Below are 21,802 nucleotides of genomic sequence, written 5' to 3' on the forward strand. Positions count from 1 at the left end.
GTAGCCGTGGGGGAATTCCACTGCGTATTCCGGCGTCGCCTGGTTCATGAAGGTCTGATAGATCTCGCTGCTGGCAATCACCGCGCCCATCGGGATCGCGCCGTTGGTGACTTGTTTGGCGATACACATCAGGTCCGGGGTCACACCGAAGCTGTCGGCGCCGAACATCGAGCCGGTACGGCCAAAACCGGTGATCACTTCGTCGAACACCAACAGGATGTTGTGCTGGTCGCAGATCTCACGCAGACGCTTGAGGTAACCCTGCGGCGGCACCAGCACGCCGGCGGAACCGGCCATCGGCTCTACAAAGACCGCCGCGATGTTAGACGCGTCGTGCAATTCAATCAGTTTGAGCAACTCATCGGCCAAAGCGATACCGCCCTGCTCCGGCATGCCACGGGAGAAGGCATTGCTCGCCAGCAGGGTGTGCGGCAAATGGTCAACATCCATCAACCCTTGGCCAAACAGCTTACGGTTGCCGTTCACACCACCAAGGCTAGTGCCGGCGATGTTCACACCGTGATAACCACGGGCGCGGCCGATCATTTTGGTCTTGGTCGCCTGGCCTTTCAGGCGCCAGTACGCTCGCACCATCTTCACTGCCGTATCGGCGCACTCGGAGCCGGAGTCGGTGAAGAACACATGGTTCAGGTTACCCGGGGTCAGATCGGTGATCTTTTCCGCCAGTTGGAAGGACAAAGGATGACCGTATTGGAAGCCCGGGGAGTAGTCCAGGGTGCCCAGTTGCTTGGATACCGCCTCCTGAATTTCCTTACGCGTGTGCCCGGCGCCGCACGTCCACAGGCCCGACAACGAGTCGTACACCTTGCGGCCCTTGTCATCGGTCAGCCAGCTGCCCTCGGCGGCCACGATCAAGCGCGGGTCACGCTGGAAGTTACGGTTGGCGGTGTAGGGCATCCAGTGCGCATCCAACTTCAGTTGGCTGGCCAGGGACGATGGGGCGTTTTCGGGCATGTTCATCAGCAAAACCTCGCAGGGCAAAAGGCAGCGTCGGGATTGAAAAAGCGTTGTTGCAGCTAAATTGCCACGGGGATAAAGTCGGTGAAATTCAACTCTTCTAACCTTCAGTCAGGGCTTCACTAAACTATGAGCAGCCGCCGACCCGATCCCCTGGCCCAAGTCAGCGACTTCGATATCCGCCTGCTGCGCATCTTTCGCAGCGTGGTGGAGTGCGGCGGCTTCTCGGCGGCCGAGACCGTGCTCGGCATCGGGCGCTCGGCCATCAGCCAGCAAATGAGCGACCTGGAACAACGCCTCGGATTAAGGCTGTGCCAACGCGGGCGCGCCGGGTTCTCCCTGACCGAAGAAGGCCGCGAGGTCTACCAGTCGGCACTGCAGCTATTAAGTGCGCTGGAAAGTTTCCGCACCGAGGTCAACGGCCTGCACCAGCATTTGCGTGGCGAGTTGATCATCGGCCTCACCGACAACCTCGTCACCCTGCCCCATATGCGCATCACCCATGCGCTGGCCCAGTTGAAGGAACGTGGCCCCGACGTGCAGATCCAGATTCGCATGATTGCTCCCAATGAGGTCGAGCAAGGCGTACTCGACGGCCGTCTGCATGTGGGCGTGGTGCCCCAGGCCAGCGCCCTCTCGGGCCTGGAGTACCAGCCGTTGTACAGCGAGCGCTCGCTGCTCTACTGCGCGGTGGGCCACCCGCTGTTTTATGCCGACGACAAGCAATTGGACGACACGCGCATCGACACCCAGGATGCGATTGCCCCGACATTCCGCTTGCCCGCCGAGATCCAGGCCCACTACCAGGCGCTCAACTGCACCGCCAGCGCTTCCGGACCGCGAAGGCATGGCGTTCCTGATCCTTACCGGCCGCTACATCGGCTACCTGCCTGATCACTACGCCAGCCTGTGGGTGCAACAGGGCCGACTGCGTGCGCTGAAATCGGCTACGCGCTTTTACGATTTAAGCCTCGCATCGGTCACGCGCAAGGGCCGTCGCCCTCATTTGGTGCTGGAAAGCTTCCTCGAAAGCCTGGCGGCAACCCGCTAACTCGGGCCTTACGCAAAAAGCTGAGCACCTGGACAGCTTTTTGCAAGCGTGCAAGGACCTTGAACTGTCCGCCGTGAGTTTGCCCGCCATGCCACCAGAATCCTCCAGCCCCAGCGACCTGATCTACGGCCTCAACGACCGGCCCAAACCCGCACCCGCACTGTTGGCCGCCCTGCAACATGTGCTGGCGGCTTTCGTCGGCATCATCACACCGCCGCTGATTATCGGCTCCACCCTGGGCCTTGCGGCCTACCTGCCCTACCTCATCAGCATGGCGCTGATGGTCTCCGGCGTAGGCACGTTCATCCAGGCACGTAGGCCATTTGGCATCGGCGCCGGCATGATCTGCCTGCAAGGCACCAGCTTTGCGTTTCTCGGCGCAGTGTTGTCGGCGGGGTTTCTGGTGAAGCAACGTGGCGGTAGCCCGGAAGACATCATGGCGATGATCTTCGGTGTGTGCTTTTTCGGTGCTGCGGTGCAAATCGTACTGAGCCGTTTTATTGGGCAACTCCGCCGAGTCATCACGCCGTTGGTGACCGGGATCGTGATTACACTGATCGGCATCAGCCTGATCAAAGTGGGCATCACCGACCTCGGCGGCGGATTCAACGCAACGGACTTCGGCGCGCCGACCAACCTGGCGCTGGGCCTGTTCGTGGTGCTCACGATCATCCTGCTCAATCGCTCGAATACGCCGTGGGTGCGCCTGTCGGCGATCATCATCGGACTGGCCGTGGGCAGCCTGGCGGCGTGGTTCAGCGGCAAACTGGTACCGCAGGCCTTGCCCGACTTGCCGTGGGTCAGCCTACCGATCCCGTTTCGCTTCGGTTTCAACTTCGACTGGAGCGCGTTCCTGCCGATCGCGCTGATTTATCTGATCAGCAGTATCGAAACCGTGGGCGACCTGACCGCCAACTGCATGATCGCCCGCCAACCTATCAGCGGCCCTTCTTATATAAGCCGACTCAAAGGCGGCGTATTGGGCGATGGGGTCAGTTGCATGATCGCCGCCACGTTCAGCGCATTCCCCAACACCACCTTCGCGCAGAACAACGGCGTGATCCAACTCACCGGCGTGGCCAGCCGTTACGTCGGCTTATATATCGGCGTCGTGCTGTTTTGCCTCGGTTTGTTTCCGCTGATTGGCGCGGTGCTGCAGCAAATCCCCAAACCGGTGTTGGGTGGCGCGACCCTGGTGATGTTCGGCAGTGTGGCCGCCGCCGGCGTGCGCATCCTCGCCCAGGCCCCGCTGGACCGTCGCAGCATGCTGATCATCGCGACTTCGTTTGGCGTCGGCCTGGGCATCGCCGCCCAACCGAACCTGCTGCATCTGATGCCAACCTTGGTGCAGAACCTGTTCGACTCGGCTATCACCAGCGGCGGGCTCACGGCCATCGTGTTGTGCCTCTTGTTGCCGGAAACCAAAGCGAGCGCCACTGCCGCAAACCGCACGTCGGAAAGCGACACGCTGGAACCGCTTTGACGGTTTTATTGCATCAGGACTTGTCTGAGGCTTGAGGGTGGGTTATCTGTGCACACGTCGCCATCATCGATCAGCACGGAAACCTCCATGAGCCTCGAAGTTCCTGCCCACAGCAACCCCGCCGGTAAACCCGCCAGCCGCATTCGGCAAAAGAACGAACAAGCGATTCTCCAGGCGGCTGAAGATGAATTCGCGCGCCATGGCTACAAAGGCACCAGCATGAACACCATTGCAGCCAGCGCCGGGCTGCCGAAGGCCAACTTGCACTACTACTTCACCAATAAGCTGGGCCTGTATATCGCGGTGCTCAGCAATATCCTGGAGTTGTGGGACAGTACCTTCAACGCCCTGACCGCCGATGACGACCCGGCGGTGGCGCTTACCCGCTACATTCGCACCAAGATGGAGTTCTCGCGGCGCCAGCTCCAGGCTTCGCGGATCTTTGCCATGGAGATCATCAGTGGCGGCGAATGCCTGACCGAATACTTCAGCCAGGACTACCGTGCCTGGTTCAGCGGCCGGGCCGCCGTGTTCCAAGCCTGGATCGACGCCGGCAAAATGGACCCGGTCGACCCGGTGCACCTGATCTTCCTGCTGTGGGGCAGTACCCAGCACTATGCCGACTTCGCCACCCAGATCTGCCGCGTCACCGGTCGCACCAAGCTGACCAAGCAGGACATGGAAGACGCCGGCACCAACCTGATCCACATCATTCTCAAGGGCTGTGGCGTCAAGCCGGCCTACTGAAGACGGGACTTATGCCTTTCACGCTTACCGGTCTGTGCGAGTTTCGCGAAGAAATACGCAAAAGCCGCTTTATCACCCTCGCCGCTCCGATCACCAGCCCGCAGGAAGCCCAGGCGTTTTTCGAGCAGCACAGCGACTTGAACGCCACGCATAACTGCTGGGCCTGGAAGCTGGCCGATCAATACCGCAGCAATGATGACGGCGAACCCGGCGGCACCGCCGGGCGGCCGATCCTTGCGGCCATCGAGGCGCAAGGGTTTGATCAGGTCGCCGTATTGGTGATTCGCTGGTATGGCGGCATCCAGCTGGGCACCGGCGGCCTTGCACGTGCGTACGGTGGTGGCGCGAATAAATGCCTGCAAACCGCCGAGCGAATCGAGCTGATCAGCCGCGTGCCCCTGAGGTGTGCCTGTGGATTTTCCGAGTTGAACCTGGTCAAACTGCGCGTCGCTGAACTGGGCGGGCTGGTGGTCGAAGAAACCTTCACCGCCAACGGCGTCGAGCTGCAACTGGCCTTGGGCCAAGCCCATATCGACACCCTGCAAACACAACTCGCCGACCTCAGCCGTGGACGTATCCTGCTACAACGCTGAAACTACTCACGCTTGCGACTCTAAAGGAAGCCTTTCATGTCTACGCCAAAAACCGCACTGATTATCGGCGCTTCACGCGGGCTGGGCCTTGGCCTGGTCAAGCAACTGCTCCAGGACGGCTGGGATGTGACCGCCACCGTGCGCGACCCAGGCAAGGCCGATGCCCTGAAAGCCGTGGGCCCGGTGCAGATCGAGAAGCTCGACATGGACGATCAGCAAGCCGTGATCGCCCTGAGCCAACGCCTCAAGGACCGCACCTTCGACCTGCTGTTCGTCAACGCCGGCGTCAAAGGCCCGGCCAATCAGGAGCCTGGCCACGCCACCCTGGCGGAAGTCGGCCAACTGTTCTTCACCAATGCTGTGGCGCCGATCAACCTGGCCCAGCGGTTTGTCGGGCAGATCCGCAAAGACAGCGGCGTGCTGGCCTTCATGAGCTCGGTATTGGGCAGTGTGACCATCCCCGACGGTTCGGACCTGGCGCTGTACAAGGCCAGCAAAGCTGCGCTCAACTCCATGACCAACAGCTTTATCACGCAACTTGGTGACCGCAAGCCCACCGTATTGTCATTGCACCCGGGCTGGGTGAAGACCGACATGGGCGGTGAAAACGCGCATATCGACGTCGAGACCAGCGTGCGCGGCCTGGTCGACCAGGTGAACGCCTACACCGGCAAGGGCGGCCATCACTTCATCGACTACAAAGGCGACACCATCGCCTGGTAAACCCAACCCTGTAGGAGCGGGCTTGCCCGCGATGACCTCAAGAGCAGCGCTTTCCTACAGGTAGACCAGAACTCCAACTACACGTAATCTAGCCGCTCGCCCTCCCCGGCGACCCTGGATCAGCAGACAGGGCAACACTGAGCTGGCAAACCTGAACCCATCATTCAGAGGAGCCGGCCAATGCCTGCGACCCGTATCTGGTTAAAAAACCCCCTCGCGATTTTCACCGCCAATGGCCTCGACGCCCGTGGTGGCCTGGTGCTGCAAGACGGCGTGATCACCGAAGTGCTGGGCTGGGGCAAAGAGCCCGCCGTGCCCTGCGGGCAAGTGTTCGACGCCCGCGAACATGTGATCCTGCCGGGGCTGATCAACACCCATCACCATTTCTACCAAACCCTGACCCGCGCCTGGGCGCCGGTGGTCAATCAACCGCTGTTCCCGTGGTTGAAAACCCTGTACCCGGTCTGGGCACGGCTTACCCCGGAAAAACTTGCGCTGGCCAGCAAAGTCGCGCTGGCCGAATTGCTGCTCTCGGGCTGCACCACAGCAGCCGACCATCACTACCTGTTCCCCGACGGCCTGGAGCAGGCCATTGATGTACAAGTAGAAAGCGTGCGCGAACTGGGCATGCGCGCCATGCTCACCCGCGGCTCCATGAGCCTGGGCGAGGCCGACGGTGGCCTGCCGCCGCAACAGACCGTGCAACAAGGCCAAGTCATCCTCGACGACAGCCAGCGCCTGATCCGCGAGTACCACCAACGCGGCGACGGCGCGCAGATCCAGATTGCCCTGGCGCCTTGCTCGCCGTTTTCGGTCACTCCACAAATCATGCAAGCCAGCGCCGAACTGGCCGACAGCCTTGATGTGCGCCTGCACACTCACCTGGCGGAAACCCTCGACGAAGAAGACTTCTGCCTGCAGCGTTTCGGCCTGCGCACGGTGGACTACCTCGACAGCGTCGGCTGGCTTGGCCCGCGCACCTGGCTGGCGCATGGCATTCACTTCAACCCGGACGAAATCGCACGCCTGGGCGCCGCCGGCACCGGTATCTGCCATTGCCCCAGCTCGAACATGCGCCTGGCGTCCGGCATCTGCCCAACCCTGGACCTGCTTGCCGCCGGGGCGCCGATTGGCCTGGGCGTGGACGGTTCGGCGTCCAACGATGCGTCGAACATGATCCTGGAAACACGCCAGGCGTTGTACATCCAGCGCCTGCGTTACGGAGCAGAGAAGATCACCCCAGGGCTGGTGTTGGGTTGGGCGACAAAAGGTTCGGCGCAGTTACTTGGCCGTAGCGACATCGGCGAACTGGCCGTCGGCAAACAAGCCGACCTGGCGTTGTTCAAACTCGATGAGCTGCGCTTCTCCGGCAGCCACGATCCGATTTCGGCGCTGCTGCTGTGCGGCGCCGACCGGGCGGACCGGGTGATGGTCGGCGGCAAATGGCGGGTGATCGACGGACAGGTCGAGGGCCTGGATCTGAAGGGCCTGATTGCCGATCACAGCCAGGCGGCGCGGGCGCTGATCAGCGGGATCTAAGCCAGGCGCAGATCAAATGTGGGAGCCGGGCTTGCCCGCGATGCAGGCACCTCGGTCTTTCAGTTGCACCGAGGTGATGCTATCGCAGGCAAGCCAGCTCCCACATTTGATCAGGGGTGTACTCAGGAAAGGTTACAACCCCAGCAGCGAAAGCATGATAAACGTCGCAAACAGCACAAAATGGGTCATCCCTTCGATGGCGTTGGTTTCGCCATCATTGAGGTTGATCGCACTGACAATCAACGTGATAAACACCATAACGGTCTGCACCGGGGTCATCGCCATCTGGAACGGCTGGCCGGTGTAGAGCGCCATGGCCTCCATCACCGGCACTGTCAGGATCACCGTCGACAGCGACGCACCGAGTGCGATATTCACCACCGACTGCATGCGGTTGGCCAAGGCTGCGCGCAACGCCGTCAGAATTTCCGGGGCCGCCGAAATGGCTGCGACCACAATCGCAGTGATCACCGGCGGTGCGCCCGTGCCTTCCAGGCCCAGGTCGAGGGTCTTGGACATCACCTCGGCGAGTGCGCCGATCACAATCACCCCGAACACCAGAGTGCCGATGGAGAATGCCAGGTTGACCGGCGGCTCCTGCTGTTCTTCCGGCTGTTTTTTGCGGCGTTTTTCCGGGTAGCTGTAGCTGAAGAAATAACTGTGCGGCCCCACCTGCATTCTCAGGAACAAGGTGTAGAGCACCACCATCGCGCCGATGGTGAAGGCCGAGTAAATTTTCCAGTCGGCTTCGGGGATAAATTCCGGCACCACCATCGACACGCCCATGGCGGTGAGAATCATCACACTGTAGGTGCGCGCCGAATCGTCGTTGTAGGACTGTTCGCCATGTTTGATGCCGCCCATCAACGCGGCGAGGCCGAGGATGCCGTTGATATCGAGCATTACCGCCGAGTAGATGGTGTCGCGCACCAAGGTCGGCGAGGGCTCGTTGCTCATCATGATCGCCAGGATCACCACTTCCACCAGCACGGCGGCGAGGGTCAGGATCATGGTGCCGTAGGGGTCGCCAACCTTTTCCGCGAGTTGCTCGGCATGGTGCGCCACGCGCATCGAGGCCACCACGATAAAGCCGATCAGCACCACGCCGGCCAGCAGCGCCACCATTTGCCCACTGTGCAGCATCCAGTGCTCCAGCGGGTAGGCGGCGATGGCGGCAATCAGCGCCAGCAACATGAATTTTTCTTGCTTGAGGGATGTGAGCATTCCGGGCCTTTTAGTACGGCAAATCAGTCATTGATGGGGTACAGACTGCGCCAAGCCGCTAACGTTTCGTTACACCTTAGTTCACGCCGCCCTTGCGCGAATAAAACCAATACTCTCCTGCCGGTCAGGTTTTGCCGATTATTTCGGCCATGACCTGTAGAATGCCGCCATTGCACCTGATGAGAATTTAGAAAATGTACGATTGGCTCAACGCCCTGCCCAAGGCTGAACTGCACCTGCACCTGGAAGGCTCGCTGGAGCCTGAGCTGCTGTTCGCCCTGGCCGAGCGCAACAAGATTGCGCTGCCGTGGAACGACGTCGAAACCCTGCGCAAGGCCTACGCCTTCAACAACCTGCAAGAGTTTCTCGACCTGTATTACAAGGGCGCCGACGTACTGCGCACTTCCCAGGACTTCTACGACCTGACCTGGGCCTACCTGCTGCGCTGCAAAGCACAGAACGTGATCCACACCGAACCCTTCTTCGACCCGCAAACCCACACCGACCGTGGCGTGCCGTTCGAAGTGGTGCTCAACGGCATCGCGGCCGCACTCAAAGATGGCGAGCAGCAACTGGGCATCACCAGCGGCCTGATCCTGAGCTTCCTGCGCCACTTGAGCGAAGCCGAAGCCGAGAAAACCCTCGACCAGGCGCTGCCGTTCCGTGATGCGTTCGTGGCCGTGGGCCTGGACAGTTCGGAAATGGGTCACCCGCCGAGCAAGTTCCAGCGCGTGTTCGACCGTGCCCGTCACGAAGGCTTCCTGACCGTGGCCCACGCCGGTGAAGAAGGCCCGCCCGAGTACATCTGGGAAGCCATCGACCTGTTGAAAATCCAGCGCATCGACCATGGCGTGCGCGCCATCGAAGACGAGCGACTGATGCAACGGATCATCGACGAGCAGATCCCGCTCACCGTGTGCCCGCTGTCCAACACCAAACTGTGCGTGTTCGACGACATGGCCCAGCACAACATCCTCGACATGCTTGAGCGTGGCGTGAAAGTTACGGTGAACTCGGATGACCCGGCGTACTTCGGCGGTTATGTCACCGAGAACTTCCACGCGCTGTACACCAGCCTGGGCATGACCCAGGACCAGGCCAAACGCCTGGCGCAGAACAGCCTGGATGCGCGGCTGGTAAAGCCATAACCGGCAACCACTGATTGAATGCAGACCAAATGTGGGAGCGGGCTTGCTCGCGAAATCGGTGGATCAGTCAATTTTTGCATCGACTGACACACTGCATTCGCGAGCAAGCCCGCTCCCACATTGACCTCTCCGACCTTTAGATTTCGGTGAGTTCTTCCAGCGTCTTGCCCTTCGTCTCCATCCCGAACACCCACACCACCAGCGCCGCCACCGCAAAACACAGTGCGCCCAAGGCAAACACCCCGCCCTGCCCGGTTATCGGGAACACCAGCCCGGTCACCAAAGGCCCCAGCAGCGAGCCGACCCGGCCAATCGCCGAGGCAAACCCGGACCCGGTCGCCCGTGCCGAGGTGGGATACAGCTCCGGTGTGTAGGTGTACAGCACCGCCCACATGCCAAACAGAAAGAACTGCATCAACAGCCCCGAAGTAATCAGCAGCCCCACATTGCCGCCAAATACCGCGCTTTGCCCATACACAAACGCCATCACCCCGCCGCCCAGCAGCGTCACGACGCACACCGGTTTACGCCCCCAACGCTCCACCAGCCAGGCCGCCATCAAAAAGCCGGGGATCCCACCCAGGGAAATGATCACCGTGTAATACACCGATTGGGTCACGGCAAACCCCGACTGCTGCAGCAAGGCGCTCAACCACGAGGTAAGCCCGTAAAAGCCGAGCAAGGCAAAGAACCACACGCTCCAGATCATCATCGTGCGTTGGCGATACTGCGCCGACCACAATTGCTGAAACGCCGAAAAGAAATTCCCCGGCGTGCTCTCTACCCGTGGCAGACCGATCGGCTCGGGCAGGTCGCTACGGCCCAGGGAGTCGCGCACTTTTTGCTCGATGCCCAGCAACACCTTGTCCGCCGCCTCGTGCCGCCCCGCCTGCTCCAGCCAGCGTGGCGACTCCGGGATAAAAAACCGGATCGCCAGCACAAACACCGCCGGCACCGCCAACACCAGGAAGATGTCGCGCCAGCCAATCACCGGCAGCAGGAAGTACGACAGCACACCCGCCGCCAGAAAACCCAACGGCCAGAAACCGTCCATCAAGGCGATATAACGCCCGCGCCTTTTGGCCGGAATCAACTCCGAGAGCATTGACTGCGCAATCGGAAACTCCATGCCCATGCCAATGCCCAGCAGAATGCGAAACAACGTCAGCGTCTCCACCGTCTGCGCCGTGGAACACAAGTAGCTGGCGATGCCCCATAACACGATGCTCCACTGGAACACCGGCTTGCGCCCGAAACGATCGGCCAGCATCCCGGATAACGACGCGCCCACCACCATGCCGAAAAAACTCGAGCTGGCCAGCAACCCGGCCTGGGCCGTACTCAGGCCGAACTCGGTTTTGATCGAGCCCAACAGGAAGGTCATCATCGCCAGGTCCATGGAATCGAAGAAAAACGCCAACGCGATGATGATAAAGATGATTCGGTGGTAACCGCTGATGGGCAACCGTTCCAGCCGTTCCGCTGCGCTATAGCCTTGCATACCCATGCCGCACCCCCTGTGTGAAAAATCCCCGGAGTGAGTGTGCGTCATGGTTTTTGCGGGTTATTGCTGAATGCGACCTGACTTGAACTCTGAACGACGCGCCTACAGGAAAAAATCCGGATCAGCGCCGTTGCGGCGCAGCCAGCCGGGCAATTTCGGATAACCCGGTGTCGCTGACCAGCAACGCACGCGACTCGTTGACCGCGCTGATCCAGTTCGACTGCAAAAACAGACGCAACAAACCCGCCCCCAAGGCACCGCCCAGGTGCGGTTGTTGCTGGCTCCAGTCGAAACAGTCGCACACCAGCGGCGACGCCAGTGCCTGGGTGAAAATCCCCAGGCTGGCGAAGTGCTGGGTGCCCTTGAGCGTGACATCGGTGCGTTGCTCGTGGCGCTCGATCCATCCCGCTTGCACCATGCGTTGATACAGTTGCGCCGCCACTTCGCCGCCCAGATGCCCATGGCACCAGCGGGCACGGCGCAATAACGGCGGCGCGGCCAGAGCCGGCGCCAAAGCGCCCGGCATATTGCGTGCCGTGCTGGCCATGGTGGTCGTAGCCAGGGCATCGATGGCGGCGCTGACATCCGCCGCCGCCACGCGAAACAACCGTTTGCCGCGACGCGTCTCCACCCGCAGCAAGCCACCTGCGGTCAGCCGCGCCAGGTGCGCATTCGCGGAGGCTGCGGACAACCCGGCGAGCGTCGCCAGCTCTTGCGACGGCTTGGCCGAGCCGTCCATCAGTGCCCACAGCATGGCGGTGCGTTTGGGCTCGGCGAGCAAGCTGGCGATCTGACTAATGCAAGGTGCTGCTTCCATGTATTCACTCCTTGTTAAATCATTTATCTGCTGCGGTCGGAACCAAAGTATAGGGGCACAGCGCCGCCGTTCCGCAGCGTCTGACAGCGCAGATAGGGACAGGGTCTGAGTGAATTTTCTTACTTTTATGGAGGCTGTTACCCCGCGCTCAAACGTTCCGGTAGTTGAGCCGTCAACGTCGCGCAACGCGACACGAGCATTTCCCGCAGCAGGTTGATGGGTTTACTCAGTTGTGCGCGATGCGCGCACAACAGATTCAGCGGCGTACGTTCGCCACGCAGCTCCGGCAGGATCAAACGCAAGCGCCCGGCCAGCACGTCGGTGCTCACATCCAGCCAGGACTTGTAGGCGATGCCCACACCCGCCACCGCCCAGCGCCGCACCACATCGGCATCGTCGCTGAAGCGGTCGCCGCTGACCGTCAGGCTGACCTCGCGCTTGCCGTCATGGAAACTCCAATGGTCATGCACCCGGCTGCCGAGCATGTACAGCAGGCAATTGTGCTGGGCCAGTTGCTCCAGATGCCGGGGTTCGCCGTGGCGCGCCAGGTAGCTGGGCGCCGCGCACAACACTCGCACATTCTGCGGCGCGACGGGCAGCGCGATCAGGCTGGAGTCCTCCGGCTCGCCGTAGCGCAGCGCAATGTCCACCGGCTGGCGGAACAGGTCGGCAATCCGGTCGCCCAACAGCAGACGCACGGTGAGTTGCGGGTACTCACGCTGGAACTCATCGAGCCACGGCAACAGCTGGTTACGCCCAAAATCCGAGGGCGCCGACAGTTGCAGCACGCCGCTGACATGATCCTGGCCACTGGCCAATAAGCGTCGCCCTTCATCCAGCGAGCTCAACGCAGCGCGTGCATATTCGAGGAAGCCTTCACCTTCGGCAGTCAGGCGCAGGCTACGGGTGGAACGGGCCAGCAAGCGCGTGCCGAGTTGCTGCTCGATGCGCTTCAAGGCGGCACTGGCCACCGCCGGTGAGAGGTCCATGACCCGTGCGGCGGCCGACAGGCTGCCCAGGTCTGCGGCGCGTACAAACAACTGCAAATCATCGAAACGCAGCATCCAGCCCATCCATTATCAAAAATTTATTGAAACAGACTGCTGTTTTAGCGGCTTTTATCTTCGGGGGAAATAGCCAATTATCTGCCCATCCCGTTCATCACGTGTCTGGAGTTGAATATGCCCACTGCCTTTAACGTCATTGCCACGCTGATCGCCAAACCCGGCCAACAGGCCACCCTGGAAACCCTGCTGCGCGGCCTGCTGGAACCCACCCGCCTGGAAGCCGGCTGCGAGCAGTACGACCTGCACCAGGACCTGCAACACCCCGAAACCTTCTACATGCTTGAACGCTGGGCCGATGACGCCGCCCTGGCCGACCACGACCAGAGCGCGCATATCCAGAGTTTCCGCGCCAAGGCGGCTGACGTAATCGAACACTTCGAACTCAAGCGCCTGAAATTTCTCGCCTGATCACCGCCCATTTTCCGGAGCCCCCATGAAAGCCATTGCCTACTACGCCTCACTGCCGATCAATGATCCAAAATCCCTGCAAGACATCGAACTGCCGGCGCCGGTAGCCGGCCCGCGTGACCTGCTGGTGGAAGTCAAAGCCATCTCGGTGAACCCGGTGGACACCAAAGTGCGCCAGAACGTCGCCCCGGAAAACGGCGCCGCCAAGGTGCTGGGCTGGGATGTGGCCGGGGTGGTCAAGGCTGTCGGCAGCGAAGTGACGCTGTTCAAGGCCGGTGACAAGGTGTTCTACGCCGGTTCCCTGGTACGCCCGGGCGGCAACAGCGAACTGCACACAGTGGACGAGCGCATCGTCGGCCACATGCCCAAGAGTTTGGGTTTTGCCGAAGCCGCCGCCCTGCCGTTGACCGCCATCACCGCCTGGGAGTTGCTGTTCGAGCGCCTGCAAGTGCGTGAGGGTAAAGACGACGAGGGCCAGAGCCTGCTGATCGTCGGCGCTGCCGGCGGCGTGGGTTCGATCCTCACCCAATTGGCCAGCCAACTCACCGCGCTCAACGTCATCGGCACTGCCTCACGCCCGGAAACCCAGGAGTGGGTCAAGGCACTCGGCGCCGATCTGGTGATCGACCACAGCCAACCCTTGAGTGAAGAACTCAAACGCGCCGGCATCGCTCACGTGACCCACGTCGCCAGCCTGACCCAGACCGACGGGCACCTGGATCAACTGGTGGAAGCGCTGCAGCCCCAGGGCAAACTGGCGTTGATCGACGACCCCAAGGCGCTGGATGTGAGCAAACTCAAGCGCAAGAGCCTGTCGCTGCATTGGGAGTTCATGTACACCCGCTCGATGTTCGAGACCCCGGACATGATCGAGCAGCACAACCTGCTCAACCGCGTGGCCGAACTGATCGACGCCGGCACCTTGAAAACCACGGTGGGCGAGCACTTCGGTGTGATCAACGCAGAAAACCTGCGCCGCGCCCACACGCTGCTGGAGAGCGGCAAGGCCAAGGGCAAGATCGTGTTGGAAGGGTTCTAAAAAACGCTGTAAGGGTCGTCCGTTATTCCTGTGAGTAATGGACGACACCGCTAGTCAGAGAGTTGATCTTTGTCATATCTGTAAGCGTATTCGGGTTTATATTGGCCGCCTTTGCCACGATTCTTTTACGTGAGGAAGTCAGCAATGAAAATCCTGATAAAAGCGTTAGCAAAATCCCCCGGCAATAAATGGCAGGTTCGTCTCGACGGCGATGCGTTCACGTTCCGCAGTGAAGCCGAGGCCCGCGCCTTTGCCGACACCCTGCAAGCCCGTATCCGCGCACCCCACCGCTTTCCGCTCAGCCAGCAACGCTCCGCCGCTGGCTGACCCGCACTTCAGACCTGCGCCTGCGCGGCCCTCGCCCGTTGCAGGCGCTGGGTCGACATCGCAATTGTCACCGCCAATACACCGCACAAGCTGATGACTATCGCCATCGGCATGGCCGTGCCGTCGTGCAATACGCCCACCAATGACGCCGCCCCCGCCGCCACACCGAACTGGATGCAACCCAGCAAGGCCGAAGCGCTGCCGGCCCGTGCGCCCTGCCCGGCCATGGCGCAGGCCGAGGTGTTGGGCAGAATGCAGCCTAAGCTTGCGATGCAGATAAACAGCGGCACCAGCAATGGCCATAGCGCGTCGGTGCGCAAGGCCGCGATGCCCAGCAGCGTGAGCGCCGCCAGCATGTACAGCCAGACCGTACGCGACAGCAAAAACGCCGGGCCGCGTTTGGAAAGCAATCGCGCATTCACCTGGGCCATCAAAATAAAGCCTGCGGCATTCGAGCCGAACACCCAGCCGTAATGCTCGGCGGGCACGCCATACAGCTTGATGAACACGAAAGGCGAACCGGCGATGTAGGCAAACATCCCGGCGATCGAGATGCCACCGGTGAGGGCGTAACCGAGGTAGACCCGGTCCGACAACAGCGCGCCGTAGCGACGCAGCGACCCGGACAAGGGCTGGCGCGGCTGATGGGCCGGAAAAGTTTCCGGCAAACCGACCGCCACCGCGACAGCGGCCATCACACTGAAGATCGACAACGCCAGGAAAATCGACTGCCAGCCCCACAGGCCCACCATCAACCCACCGGCCAGCGGCGCGAGGATCGGCGCCAGGCCGGTGACCAGCATCAGCTGGGAAAACACTTTGGCCGAGCCCACCGCATCACATTTGTCGCTGACCACTGCACGCGAAATCACCATGCCAGCGCAACCGCCCAGGGCCTGCACGAAGCGTGCGCCGATCAGCCATTCCAGGGACGGCGCAAAGGCGCACGCGAAAGACGCCAGGGTAAACAGCGTGACCCCGCTGAGCAGCGGGCCACGCCGACCAAAGCGGTCCGCCAGCGGGCCGTAGATCAATTGGCCAATGGCCAGGCCGCCGAAATACACCGCCAGGGTCAGCTGGATATGTTTTTCGTCGGTAGCAAACGCCGTGGCCATGGCCGGAAAGCCCGGCAGGTAAAAATCGATCGCCAGCGGCGCGAAGGCGCTCAAGGCACCCAGAATCAGGATTATGCGTAGGTTCATCAGGCACCCAAGTGTGTCGGCAGCCCGACAGTCTAGCCGCGCTTGGGTGCGATGAACACGATAGCTCGCTAACTATTTGTAGGGATCAGGCGAGCTTGGCGCTGTAGCCTTCTTCGCTGATCAGGCTGATCACCTGTTCGGCAGACAGGCGGCTCTCGACGCTCACCTCGTTTGCCGCCAGGTCGACCTTCACACTGGCCGCCGGGTCCTGGCTCTGCACCGCCTGGGTGACAGCCCGAACGCAATGGCCGCAGGTCATTCCTTCTACACTGAATACTTGCATCACATGACTCCTTGGTTGAGGTTGAGCCCAGTCTCGACCTTGCCACGATGGCAAGGTCAAGTTCCGAGAATATCTGCCGGGCTGGTATTCGGCGGCGGCCTCGGCCAAGCTTGACCCATCTTTGATTCACACCACGGAGCATTCGCCATGCGCTGGTCGTTTTTTGGCCTTGTCGGCCTGATGAGCTTGTCTGCCGTTGCGCCCTCGGCCAGTGCCGATCAAGACTATGCGGTGCTGATTATTTCCAGGGAACGCCTGGAAGTGCCCACCACCTGCGAAATCGGCCTGTACATCCAGGACCAACTCGCCGGACGCCTGTTCCAGGAGGAGTCCACTTCGTTCAACCTGCCAGCCGGTAACGTGTCGCTGCGTCTGAAGCTCCTGCCAGGCCAGTCGCCGGGCTGCCTGCCGGGCATGCTCGCGCCCCCGGCGCAGAACATCACATTGAAGGCCGGTGACGTACGCAAGTTGCGTATCGCGCAAGGTCCGGACGGTATGTACCTCAAAGGCGCGGCACTGGGATATTAAACGCGCTTGACCTTCCCCACAGGTCAAGGTTGATCCTAGGGGCAACTTCTCCTGGAGGACTGCCCCATGAATGGATCCACCACCTTTGACTTGCCCATCGGCGGCATGACCTGCGCCAGCTGCGCCGGGCGTGTCGAGCGCGCGCTGGGCAAAGTGCCGGGGGTGCAAAGCGTCACCGTCAACCTGGCCAATGAGCGCGCCCATGTCGAAGTCCTCGGCCAGATGGACCCCGGGGTGCTGATCGCCGCCGTCGACAAGGCCGGCTACACCGCCACCCTGCCCCAAAGCGAAACCGTCACCGATGCCAATCAAGCCCAACGCCTGCACCGCGAGCGCTGGGCGTTGCTATTGGCGATCGCACTGGCGCTGCCCCTGGTGCTGCCGATGCTGGTAGAACCCTTCGGCCTGCATTGGATGCTGCCTGCCTGGGTGCAATTCGCCCTGGCCACACCGGTGCAGTTCATCTTCGGTGCGCGCTTCTATATCGCCGCCTGGAAAGCCGTGCGCGCCGGCGCCGGCAATATGGACCTGCTCGTGGCCATCGGCACCAGCGCCGGTTACGGCCTGAGTATTTACGAATGGCTCACCGCCCACCCCGGTATGGCGCCACACCTGTATTTCGAAGCCTCGGCCGTGGTGATTGCCCTGGTATTGCTCGGCAAGTACCTGGAGAGCCGCGCCAAACGCCAGACCGCCAGCGCGATCCGCGCCCTGGAGGCATTGCGCCCGGAGCGGGCGATCCGGGTGCTGGACGGTCGCGAAGAAGAGGTTGCGATCACTGCGTTGAAACGCGGCGACCTGGTGCTGGTCAAGCCCGGCGAACGCTTCCCGGTGGACGGCGAAGTGGTGGAAGGCCAGAGCCAGGCCGATGAAGCTCTGATCAGCGGTGAAAGCCTGCCGGTGCCGAAACAACCGGGCGACAGCGTCACCGGTGGCGCCATTAACGGCGAAGGCCGCCTGCTGGTGCGCACCCTCGCCCTGGGCGCCGAAAGCGTCCTGGCGCGGATCATTCGCCTGGTGGAAGACGCCCAGGCCGCCAAGGCCCCGATCCAGAAACTGGTGGATAAAGTCAGCCAGGTGTTTGTACCGGCGGTGCTGGTGCTGGCCCTGATCACGCTGCTGGGCTGGTGGCTGTACGGTGCTCCCGTTGAGACAGCGATCATCAATGCGGTCGCGGTGCTGGTGATTGCCTGCCCGTGCGCCCTGGGCCTGGCCACGCCGACGGCGATCATGGCGGGCACCGGCGTCGCTGCGCGCTACGGCATCCTGATCAAGGACGCTGAAGCCCTGGAGCGTGCCCATGCGGTGAGCGCCGTGGTGTTCGACAAGACCGGTACCCTCACCTGCGGCGCGCCGAAAATCGCCCATCTGACGGCGGTGGATGGCAATGAAACCTTGCTACTGCAGCAAGCCGGCGCCTTGCAGCGCGGCAGCGAACACCCGCTGGCCAAGGCCGTGCTGGACGCCTGCCACGAGCAGGACCTGGCGGTGGCGGATGTAAGTGCCAGCCAAGCCCTGACCGGGCGCGGCATCGCCGGCACCCTGGAGGGCCGGCAACTGGCCCTCGGCAACCGCCGGATGCTTGAAGAAAGCGGCTTGAGTGCAGGTGACCTGGCCGACTCCGCCACCGCCTGGGAGGCCGAAGGCCGCACCTTGTCGTGGCTGATCGAGCAGGGCCCGCAGCCACGCGTGCTGGGGCTGTTCGCCTTTGGCGACACCCTCAAAGCCGGCGCGTTGCAAGCCGTGCAGCAACTCAAGGCGCAACACATCAGCAGCCATTTGCTGACTGGCGATAATCGCGGCAGCGCCCGTGTGGTCGCCGAGGCACTGGGTATCGACGATATGCACGCCGAAGTGCTGCCCGCCGAAAAAGCCGCCACCGTCGTCGAGCTGAAAAAAACCGCGGTGGTGGCGATGGTCGGCGACGGCATCAACGACGCCCCGGCCCTGGCCGCTGCCGATATCGGCATCGCCATGGGCGGCGGCACCGACGTGGCGATGCATGCGGCCGGGATCACCCTGATGCGCGGCGACCCGCGCCTGGTGCCGGCGGCGCTGGAGATCAGCCGCAAGACCTACGCTAAAATCCGCCAGAACCTGTTCTGGGCCTTTGTGTATAACGTGATCGGCATCCCCCTGGCGGCGTTCGGCCTGCTCAACCCGGTGCTCGCGGGGGCGGCAATGGCCTTGTCCAGCGTCAGCGTGGTCAGCAATGCTTTACTGTTGAAAACCTGGAAACCGCAGCGCTTGGAGGATCAACATCCATGAATATCGGCCAAGCCGCCCGCCAGAGCGGGCTGAGCGCAAAGATGATTCGTTACTACGAGTCCATCGGCCTGTTGCAAGCCGCCCATCGCACCGACAGCGGCTACCGCATTTATGCTGCAGAGGATCTGCACACCCTGGCCTTTATCAAGCGTTCGCGGGACTTGGGGTTTTCCCTGGAGGAAGTCGGCAAGTTGCTGACCCTGTGGCAGGACCGGGGGCGGGCCAGCGCCGATGTAAAAGCCTTGGCGCGCCAGCATATAGATGAGTTGAATCAGAAGATTCTGGAGCTGGGGCAACTGCGCGATACGTTGCAGGACCTGGTGGAACACTGCCAGGGTGACCATCGGCCGGATTGTCCGATTCTCAAGGAGTTGGCGTCGGGCGGTTGTTGCGAGAGATAAAATCTAACTAAATAGATACACAACCAAATGTGGGAGCGGGCTTGCTCGCGAATGCGGTGTACCAGCCAATACATGTATCGCCTGACACTGCGCCTTCGCGAGCAAGCCCGCTGCCACATTTTTGATCTTCATCTACCCGGAAATTATTGCATCCACGGCGGTGGCGGTGGCTCATCCGGTACTTTGCTCGGCGGCGCATCATCTGCCGCCCTAATCGCCTGGCGACGCTCTTCATCCAGCCGCGCCGCTTCGATTTCGCGGATCACGCCGCCGACATCCGCCAGTTCTTCCGGCTCGTCGAACTCACCGGTCAAAACGCTGGCCGGGTGCAAGGTGCCGGCTTCGTACAGCGCCCACATTTCCTTGGCGTACTTGGTCTTCTTCAACTCCGGGGCAAAGCGCCCGAAATAGGAAGCCATGTTGCCCACATCCCGCTCCAGCATGCTGAACGCGTGGTTGTTGCCCGCCGCGTCTACCGCCTGCGGCAAGTCGATGATCACCGGGCCGGTCGGGGTCAAGAGCACGTTGAACTCGGACAAGTCACCGTGCACCAGGCCGGTACACAGCATCAGCACGATCTGGGAAATCAGGAAGGCGTGATATTCGCGGGCCTGGTCCGGCTCCAGCGTCACGTCGTTCAGACGCGGCGCCGCATCGCCGTACTCGTCGGCCACCAGCTCCATCAACAGCACGCCCTCAAGGAAGTCGTACGGCTGGGGCACGCGAACGCCCGCACCGGCCAGGCGGAACAGCGCCGCCACTTCAGCGTTCTGCCAGGCATCTTCGGTTTCTTTCTTGCCGAACTTGGAGCCCTTGGCCATGGCCCGGGCCTGCCGGCTGTTGCGGACCTTGCGGCCTTCCTGGTATTCGGACGCTTGACGAAAACTTCGTTTATTCGCCTCCTTGTAAACCTTGGCGCAACGCAATTCGTTGCCGCAGCGCACCACATAAACAGCTGCTTCTTTACCACTCATGAGTGGGCGCAGCACTTCGTCGACCAGACCGTCTTCGATCAGGGGTTCAATGCGTTTAGGAGTCTTCATCAGCTTTTATTGTGGGTCCTTTATTACCAAATACGCGTATGGCACTCGTTATACGGCAATCGGCTCGCCGGTGGGAGAGGCTACCGACCTCTGACCACTCAAGAATGCATCCAATATGCCAGTTTTGACGCAATCAACGCTCAATGATCGCGGTGACGCCTTGGCCACCGGCGGCGCAGATCGAAATCAACCCTCGGCCTTTGCCCGCCGCATCCAGCAATTTAGCCAGGTTGGCGACAATCCGCCCACCGGTGGCGGCAAAGGGGTGCCCGGCGGCCAATGAACTGCCCTTGACGTTGAGCCGGCTGCGGTCGATTGAACCCAGCGGCGCGTCCAACCCCAGGCGGGTCTTGCAATATTCCGGGTCTTCCCAGGCTTTGAGCGTGCACAACACCTGCGCAGCGAAGGCTTCGTGGATCTCGTAGTAATCGAAGTCCTGCAGCGTCAGACCATTCCTGGCCAGCAAACGCGGCACGGCATACACCGGCGCCATCAACAGGCCCTCGGCGCCGTTGACGAAGTCGACAGCCGCCGCTTCGCCGTCGCGCAGGTAGGCGAGGATCGGCAAGCCACGCTCCTTGGCCCAAGCCTCACTGCCGAGCAGCACCAGGGATGCACCATCCGTGAGCGGCGTGGAGTTGCCAGCGGTGAGCGTGCCTTTTTCGCTGCGCTCGAACGCGGGCTTGAGCGCGGCGAGTTTTTCCAGGGTCAGGTCGGGGCGCAGGTTGTTGTCGCGGGTCAGGCCCAGAAACGGCGTGAGCAAATCGTCGTGCCAGCCTTCGGCGTAGGCGGCGGCCAGGTTCTGGTGGCTTTGCAGGGCAAGTTGGTCTTGCTCGGCGCGGGGGATCTGCCAGGTTTGCGCCATCAATTCGCAATGCTGGCCCATGGACAAGCCAGTGCGCGGTTCGCCATTGCGCGGCAGTTCGGGCTTGAGGTGATGCGGACGAAGTTGTAACAGGAGTTTTAATTTATCCGCCATGGATTTGCTGCGGTTGGCCTGCAGCAGGAGCTTGCGCAGCCCTTCATTCACACCGATCGGTGCGTCGGAGGTGGTGTCCACCCCGCCGGCAATTCCACACTCAATCTGCCCCAGGGCAATCTTGTTGGCCACCAGCAACGCCGCTTCCAGCCCGGTGCCGCAGGCTTGCTGAATGTCATAGGCCGGGGTTTGCGGCGACAGGCGCGAGCCCAGCACGCATTCGCGGGTGAGGTTGAAGTCGCGAGAGTGCTTGAGTACCGCCCCGGCAGCCACCTCGCCCATGCGCAGGCCGTGCAGGTTGTAGCGCTCGATCAGGCCCTCAAGGGCGGCGGTCAGCATCGCCTGGTTGCTCGCCGTGGCATACGGGCCATTGGAGCGGGCGAATGGAATGCGGTTACCGCCAATGATCGCTACACGGCGCAATTGAGTCATGAAAAGCTCCCTGTCAGT

The 21,802-nt window shown here is 61.8% G+C and carries 21 protein-coding genes and 1 pseudogene (1 of these 22 running past the window's edge); 13 read left to right on the forward strand and 9 right to left on the reverse strand.

Annotated elements, in window-relative coordinates; all coding sequences use genetic code 11:
• A protein-coding gene (locus LRS56_23060; GenBank protein ID WDU61652.1) for an aspartate aminotransferase family protein crosses the window boundary here: on the reverse strand, positions 1-981 show its 5' portion. It extends 369 nt beyond the left edge of the window; only the first 981 of its 1,350 coding nucleotides appear in the window; its start codon is at positions 979-981; the stop codon falls past the left edge of the window.
• A gap of 126 nt (positions 982-1,107) precedes the next feature.
• Between LRS56_23060 and LRS56_23065 the strand changes: the two are divergent.
• The 6 genes and pseudogenes from LRS56_23065 (at position 1,108) to LRS56_23090 (ending at position 7,114) form a co-directional block, all read left to right on the forward strand.
• Positions 1,108-2,029 (forward strand): annotated as a pseudogene (locus LRS56_23065) (LysR family transcriptional regulator).
• 88 nt (positions 2,030-2,117) lie between these two features.
• A complete protein-coding gene (locus tag LRS56_23070) occupies positions 2,118-3,512 on the forward strand; it encodes a nucleobase:cation symporter-2 family protein (GenBank protein ID WDU61653.1) in 1,395 nt (464 codons plus the stop codon).
• Between the two features lie 87 nt (positions 3,513-3,599).
• Complete coding sequence (locus LRS56_23075) at positions 3,600-4,259, forward strand: TetR/AcrR family transcriptional regulator (GenBank protein WDU61654.1); 660 nt, start codon at positions 3,600-3,602, stop codon at positions 4,257-4,259.
• An 11-nt stretch (positions 4,260-4,270) separates the two neighbouring features.
• Positions 4,271-4,852 (forward strand): IMPACT family protein, encoded by a 582-nt coding sequence (locus LRS56_23080; protein ID WDU61655.1) that lies wholly within the window; start codon positions 4,271-4,273, stop codon positions 4,850-4,852.
• Between the two features lie 36 nt (positions 4,853-4,888).
• Positions 4,889-5,575, forward strand: a complete 687-nt coding sequence (locus LRS56_23085) for an SDR family oxidoreductase (protein ID WDU61656.1) — start codon at positions 4,889-4,891, stop codon at positions 5,573-5,575.
• A gap of 180 nt (positions 5,576-5,755) precedes the next feature.
• Positions 5,756-7,114, forward strand: coding sequence for an 8-oxoguanine deaminase (locus tag LRS56_23090; GenBank protein WDU61657.1), 1,359 nt, complete (start codon positions 5,756-5,758; stop codon positions 7,112-7,114).
• Between the two features lie 132 nt (positions 7,115-7,246).
• Here the strand turns inward: LRS56_23090 and LRS56_23095 are convergent, their stop codons facing one another.
• Entirely contained in the window at positions 7,247-8,338 is a 1,092-nt protein-coding gene (locus LRS56_23095; GenBank protein WDU61658.1) for a calcium:proton antiporter, read from the reverse strand.
• A 194-nt stretch (positions 8,339-8,532) separates the two neighbouring features.
• Between LRS56_23095 and LRS56_23100 the strand changes: the two genes are divergently transcribed.
• On the forward strand, positions 8,533-9,486 hold the full coding sequence (locus LRS56_23100; protein WDU61659.1) for an adenosine deaminase: 954 nt from the start codon (positions 8,533-8,535) through the stop codon (positions 9,484-9,486).
• A 136-nt stretch (positions 9,487-9,622) separates the two neighbouring features.
• On the opposite strand, the gene LRS56_23105 is transcribed toward LRS56_23100, so the two are convergent.
• The 3 genes from LRS56_23105 to LRS56_23115 all read right to left on the reverse strand — a co-directional run bounded on the left by LRS56_23105 (position 9,623) and on the right by LRS56_23115 (position 12,871).
• Positions 9,623-10,993, reverse strand: a complete 1,371-nt coding sequence (locus LRS56_23105; GenBank protein ID WDU61660.1) for an MFS transporter — start codon at positions 10,991-10,993, stop codon at positions 9,623-9,625.
• A 118-nt stretch (positions 10,994-11,111) separates the two neighbouring features.
• Complete coding sequence (locus LRS56_23110) at positions 11,112-11,807, reverse strand: helix-turn-helix transcriptional regulator (GenBank protein WDU61661.1); 696 nt, start codon at positions 11,805-11,807, stop codon at positions 11,112-11,114.
• Between the two features lie 137 nt (positions 11,808-11,944).
• Complete coding sequence (locus LRS56_23115) at positions 11,945-12,871, reverse strand: LysR family transcriptional regulator (protein WDU61662.1); 927 nt, start codon at positions 12,869-12,871, stop codon at positions 11,945-11,947.
• Positions 12,872-12,988: 117 nt separating this feature from the next.
• Between LRS56_23115 and LRS56_23120 the strand changes: the two genes are divergently transcribed.
• The 3 genes from LRS56_23120 to LRS56_23130 all read left to right on the forward strand — a co-directional run bounded on the left by LRS56_23120 (position 12,989) and on the right by LRS56_23130 (position 14,648).
• The gene (locus LRS56_23120) at positions 12,989-13,282 is read left to right on the forward strand and encodes a putative quinol monooxygenase (protein WDU61663.1); all 294 of its coding nucleotides are present in this window, start codon (positions 12,989-12,991) and stop codon (positions 13,280-13,282) included.
• 25 nt (positions 13,283-13,307) lie between these two features.
• Positions 13,308-14,321, forward strand: coding sequence for a zinc-binding alcohol dehydrogenase family protein (locus LRS56_23125; protein ID WDU61664.1), 1,014 nt, complete (start codon positions 13,308-13,310; stop codon positions 14,319-14,321).
• Between the two features lie 144 nt (positions 14,322-14,465).
• Positions 14,466-14,648 (forward strand): hypothetical protein, encoded by a 183-nt coding sequence (locus tag LRS56_23130; GenBank protein ID WDU61665.1) that lies wholly within the window; start codon positions 14,466-14,468, stop codon positions 14,646-14,648.
• 8 nt (positions 14,649-14,656) lie between these two features.
• Here LRS56_23130 and LRS56_23135 read toward each other — a convergent pair whose 3' ends face one another.
• Complete coding sequence (locus LRS56_23135; GenBank protein ID WDU61666.1) at positions 14,657-15,850, reverse strand: multidrug effflux MFS transporter; 1,194 nt, start codon at positions 15,848-15,850, stop codon at positions 14,657-14,659.
• An 85-nt stretch (positions 15,851-15,935) separates the two neighbouring features.
• Positions 15,936-16,133, reverse strand: a complete 198-nt coding sequence (locus tag LRS56_23140) for a cation transporter (GenBank protein WDU61667.1) — start codon at positions 16,131-16,133, stop codon at positions 15,936-15,938.
• Between the two features lie 147 nt (positions 16,134-16,280).
• Here LRS56_23140 and LRS56_23145 point away from each other — a divergent pair, with 147 nt between their 5' ends.
• The 3 genes from LRS56_23145 (at position 16,281) to cueR (ending at position 19,330) form a co-directional block, all read left to right on the forward strand.
• A complete protein-coding gene (locus LRS56_23145) occupies positions 16,281-16,661 on the forward strand; it encodes a hypothetical protein (protein ID WDU61668.1) in 381 nt (126 codons plus the stop codon).
• Between the two features lie 66 nt (positions 16,662-16,727).
• The gene (locus LRS56_23150) at positions 16,728-18,929 is read left to right on the forward strand and encodes a heavy metal translocating P-type ATPase (GenBank protein WDU61669.1); all 2,202 of its coding nucleotides are present in this window, start codon (positions 16,728-16,730) and stop codon (positions 18,927-18,929) included.
• Positions 18,926-19,330 (forward strand): Cu(I)-responsive transcriptional regulator, encoded by a 405-nt coding sequence (gene cueR / locus LRS56_23155; GenBank protein WDU61670.1) that lies wholly within the window; start codon positions 18,926-18,928, stop codon positions 19,328-19,330. The genes LRS56_23150 and cueR overlap by 4 nt, the downstream gene beginning before the upstream one ends.
• Before the next feature lie 143 nt (positions 19,331-19,473).
• Here cueR and LRS56_23160 read toward each other — a convergent pair whose 3' ends face one another.
• Both LRS56_23160 and LRS56_23165 read right to left on the reverse strand, forming a co-directional pair.
• Complete coding sequence (locus LRS56_23160; protein WDU61671.1) at positions 19,474-20,373, reverse strand: serine protein kinase RIO; 900 nt, start codon at positions 20,371-20,373, stop codon at positions 19,474-19,476.
• A 133-nt stretch (positions 20,374-20,506) separates the two neighbouring features.
• The gene (locus LRS56_23165) at positions 20,507-21,784 is read right to left on the reverse strand and encodes an acetyl-CoA C-acetyltransferase (GenBank protein ID WDU61672.1); all 1,278 of its coding nucleotides are present in this window, start codon (positions 21,782-21,784) and stop codon (positions 20,507-20,509) included.
• Positions 21,785-21,802: the final 18 nt, after the last annotated feature.

The sequence above is a fragment of the Pseudomonas poae genome, from assembly GCA_028869255.1.
GTDB classification, from domain to species: domain Bacteria; phylum Pseudomonadota; class Gammaproteobacteria; order Pseudomonadales; family Pseudomonadaceae; genus Aquipseudomonas; species Aquipseudomonas poae_C.